Genomic DNA, 4,204 nt, shown 5'->3' with positions numbered 1-4,204 from the left:
GAGGTGTTCTCCCGGAAGAAGAGCGGGTTGTCCACCCCGGCGTAGCCGGCGGCCATGGACCGTTTGAAGACGATGACCCGGCTCGCCTCCCACACGTGCAGCACCGGCATGCCCGCGATCGGGGAGCCCGGCTCCTGGGCGGCCGGGTTCACGGTGTCATTGGCGCCGATGATGAGGACGACGTCGACGTCGTCGAAGGAGTCGTTGACTTCATCCATCTCCAGGACGATGTCGTAGGGGACCTTCGCCTCGGCCAGCAGCACGTTCATGTGCCCGGGCAGGCGGCCCGCCACCGGGTGGATGCCGAAGGTGACCTCCACGCCCTCCGAGCGCAGCATCTCGGTCAGCGTGGCCACCGGGTACTGGGCCTGGGCGACGGCCATCCCGTAGCCGGGGGTGATGACCACTCGCCGGGCGGACTGCAGCAGGTGAGCCACTTGCCCGGCACTGGTCTCATCCACCGCCCCCTCCTGGCCGGATCCTCCCGAGGCGGCGGAGGTCGAGTCGGTTCCGTAGCCGCCCAGCAGCACCGAGGCGAACGAGCGGTTCATGGCCTGGCACATGAGGTAGGACAGGTACGCCCCCGAGGAGCCCACCAGCGCCCCGGTGATGATGAGCAGGTCGTTGTCCACCATGAAGCCGGTGAATGCCGAGGCCCATCCCGAGTAGGAGTTCATGATCGAGACGACCACCGGCATGTCACCACCGCCGATCGCCAGCACCAGGTGAGCGCCCAGCACCAGGGAGATGAGTATCATGACCGCCAGCAGCGCCCAGCCGGTGCCAGAGCCGGACGGCACCATCATGAACCCCACCATCAGGAACAGGGAGACGATGAGCGCCCCCAGGTTGAGCAGGTTGCGGCCCGGCAGCGTCAGCGGGCGCCCCGGCACGCGACCGGCCAGCTTGAGGGCCGCCAGGACCGATCCGGTGAAGGTCACCCCGCCGACGAACACGCCCAGGAAGACCTCACCGAGGTGGAAGGCGCCCAGCGAGGCGGACAGCGCATCGGGGGAGACGTAGGAGTTGTAGCCCACCAGGACGGCCGCCAGCCCCACCAGACCGTTGAGCACGGCGATGAGCTGGGGCATGCCGGTCATGGCCACGCGCCTGGCCACCACCAGCCCGATCACCGAGCCCAGGGCCAGGCCCATGGCGATGAGCAGCAGGGTCGGCAGCACGCCCCGCTCGGGCCGGCTGCTCAGGGTCAGGCCGATGGCCGCGAGCACCGCCACCCCCATGCCGATGGCGCCCGCCACGTTGCCGGCCACGGCCGTCTCATGGCGGGACAGGCCGGCCGCGGCCAGGATGAACAGGATCGCCGCGGCGATGTAGGCCAGGACCACGGGAGAGGGCAGTGACGGCGCGGCGGCGATCAGTGTGCTCGACGACGCGGCCGGCATCAGCATGTGAGTCATCATCTGGTCCTCACCTCAGTCCTTCGTGAACATGGCGAGCATGCGGTGGGTGACCGCGAAGCCGCCGACGATGTTGATCGTGGCCAGGACCACCGCCGCCAGGCTGATGGCGCTGATGACCGGATGGAAGTGACCCACCTGCGAGATCGCCCCGACCAGGATGATCCCCGAGATCGCGTTGGTCACCGACATGAGCGGTGTGTGCAGGGCGGGGGTCACGTTGGAGATGACGTGGAAGCCCAGGATCACCGAGAGCATGAGCACGATGTAGTGGCTCGTGGCTGCCGGCGGCGTCACCAGGACCAGGGCGGCGGCCACCAGGCTCGCCGCCGCCAGCCCCAGCCACTGCCGGGAGCGGGAGCGCGCCTGCGCCGCCCGGGCCGCCTCCCGGGCGGCTGCGTCGTCGGCGGCCGTCTGCTCCGGGTGTCCCGGGGTGGGAGCGGCCGAGACCTTGATCGGGGGCGGGGGCCACAGCAGGTCGCCGTCGTGGGTCACGGTGATGGCTCGCACCACCTCATCGTCCAGGTCCAGGGTGAGGGACCCGTCCTTGGCCGGGGTGATCAGGCTCAGCAGATTGACGATGTTGCGCCCATAGAGCTGGGAGGCCTGGGCGGGCAGCATCCCGGCCAGGTCCGTGTGCCCCACGATGGTGACGCCGCCGGCGGTGGTGACCACCTCGCCGGGCACCGTCAGCTCGGTGTTGCCGCCGGTGGCCGCCGCCATGTCGATGATGACCGATCCGGGGCGCATGGCCTCGATCGCGGAGCGGTCCAGGAGCATTGGCGCGCGGCGTCCCGGGATGCTCGCCGTGGTGATGACGACGTCGGACTCGGCGGCCTGCTGGGCGTAGAGCGCGTTGGCCTCAGCCGCCTGATCAGCGCTCATCTCCTTGGCGTAGCCGTCGGAGGAGACCTCCTGAGCGCTGGGCAGCGGCACGAACTGCGCCCCCATGGAGCGGACCTGGTCGGCGACCTCGGGGCGCACGTCGGAGCCGCGCACCTGCGCGCCCAAGGAGCAGGCGGTCCCGATCGCCGACAGCCCGGCCACGCCCGCACCGATGACGTAGACGGTTGCGGGCGGGAACTTGCCGGCAGCGGTCACCTGCCCGCTGAACAGCCTGCCGAAGTGCGAGGCCGCCTCGATGACGGCGCGGTAGCCGGCGAGGTTCGCCTGCGAGGAGAGCACGTCCAACGACTGCGCCCGCGAGATCCTCGGGACCACGTCCAGGGCCAGGCAGGTGATGCCTCGTTCCCGCAGCGTCTCAAGGAGCTCGGGACGGCGCGCCGGGTCCAGCCGGCAGATGAGGACCGCCCCCCGGCTCATGAGCGTCAGGTGCTCCTCGGCGGGGGCCGAGGCGCTCACCACGACCTCGCAGCCCCAGACCTGGGCGCCGCCGGCCACCTGGGCGCCGCCGGCCTCGTAGGCGGCGTCGGGGAACTGCGCCCGCGCCCCGGCGCCGCGCTCGACCAGGACCTCGTAGCCCAGACGGATCATCCTCTCCACCGTCTGCGGGCTCGCAGCGGCGCGCGGCTGATCGGTCGGCTCACAGGGGACTCCGATACGCATAGTGCCTCCTTGCACGATGTGGGTGCCGTCGTCGGCACGTCGCAAGAAACTATCGGCAAGATAGAAGGTCATGCGGCCCTCGGCAAGGGACTGTTGGCGTTGAACCGGAGATATGGTTGGCGGCGCGCGCCGGAGAGGCGGCCAGTGCCCCGTAGGGGAGGGGCCGGCGGTGGACGGAATAACGAGAATTAGGGGCGGGTCATGTCCCAGCAGCGGGCGCCCCCGGTCATACCGGCCTCGTTGGGGACCACGACAACGTCGTCGCCGATCCTGTCCAACTGGGCCCCCGTGATCCGCCGCGAGTTGCCGCCGCCCAGGTAGAGGCGGTCCCACAGGTACATGGGGCGCAGGGCGTCGACGACGCGGCGCACCCGGCGCGACCAGTGGGCGTCGCCCAGGCGAAGGCGCTCATGCTCGCCGATGTAATCGTCATACGTCAGGCCCCAGCGCACCGGCCCCTGGGAGACCTCCACGTGCGGGGCCAGGACGCCGTTGTCGAAGACGGCGTTGCCCAGGCCCGTGCCCAGGGTCACGATCATCTCCAGGCCGTGGCCCGTGACGACGCCGGCCCCTGCGACCTCGGCGTCGTTGAGGACCAGGGAGGGCACGCCCAGCGCCTTCGAGACGCCGGCGCCCATGTTGAAGCGGGCCCAGGCCTCCACCAGGTCGGGCAGCACCTTGGAACGGGGGCCGTCCCTGGTGATGTAGTGCGGTGTGGCGATGACGACCCCGTGGCGGATCATGCCCGGCATCCCCACCGTCACCCGGTCAGCGTTCGGCAGCTGGGAGGCCAGGGAGACGATGGTCTCCACCAGCTTCGTCGGCGGCAGCGGGTAGGGGGTCGGAGTGCGCACGGCGCGGGAGATGATGTTGCCCTCGGCGTTCAGCACCGAGGCCTTGATGCCGCCGCCGCCGCAGTCCACGGACAGGGTCGTTATGCTCACGGCTGCGAGCCTAGTGGAAGTGCGAAACCAGTGCGGTTCAATGGGGGCATGCCACGCATCCGCCTCGACCTGGCCTATGACGGCACCTTCTTCTCCGGGTGGGCCGCCCAGCCCGGGCTGCGCACCGTCGAGGGGGTTCTGACCGCCGCCCTGGCCACCGTCCTGCGCGAACCCGTTCGCCTCACGGTGGCCGGCCGCACCGACGCCGGTGTCCACGCGGCCGCCCAGGTTGCCCACTTCGACGTGAGCCCCGGGGCCTGGGGCGCGCTGCCGGGA

Annotated in this window: 3 protein-coding genes and 1 pseudogene; 1 reads left to right on the top strand and 3 read right to left on the bottom strand. The window is 70.7% G+C overall.

Features of this window, described 5'->3' with window-relative positions; translation table 11 throughout:
* From RWR81_RS12700 to RWR81_RS12690, 3 genes are all read right to left on the bottom strand, one after another.
* On the bottom strand, positions 1-1,421 hold a 1,421-nt coding region (locus RWR81_RS12700), incomplete at its 3' end, for an NAD(P)(+) transhydrogenase (Re/Si-specific) subunit beta (RefSeq protein ID WP_314458085.1).
* A gap of 12 nt (positions 1,422-1,433) precedes the next feature.
* A complete protein-coding gene (locus RWR81_RS12695; protein WP_314458084.1) occupies positions 1,434-2,984 on the bottom strand; it encodes a Re/Si-specific NAD(P)(+) transhydrogenase subunit alpha in 1,551 nt (516 codons plus the stop codon).
* 188 nt (positions 2,985-3,172) lie between these two features.
* Positions 3,173-3,928 (bottom strand): ROK family protein, encoded by a 756-nt coding sequence (locus tag RWR81_RS12690; protein WP_314458083.1) that lies wholly within the window; start codon positions 3,926-3,928, stop codon positions 3,173-3,175.
* 48 nt (positions 3,929-3,976) lie between these two features.
* On the opposite strand from RWR81_RS12690, the pseudogene RWR81_RS12685 reads away from it, so the two are divergent.
* A pseudogene (locus RWR81_RS12685) lies at positions 3,977-4,204 on the top strand (tRNA pseudouridine synthase A); the annotation flags it as partial.

The organism is uncultured Actinomyces sp., assembly GCF_963526355.1.
In the GTDB taxonomy this organism is placed as follows: Bacteria; Actinomycetota; Actinomycetes; order Actinomycetales; family Actinomycetaceae; genus Actinomyces.
This window is presented reverse-complemented; position numbering and strand designations above follow the sequence as displayed.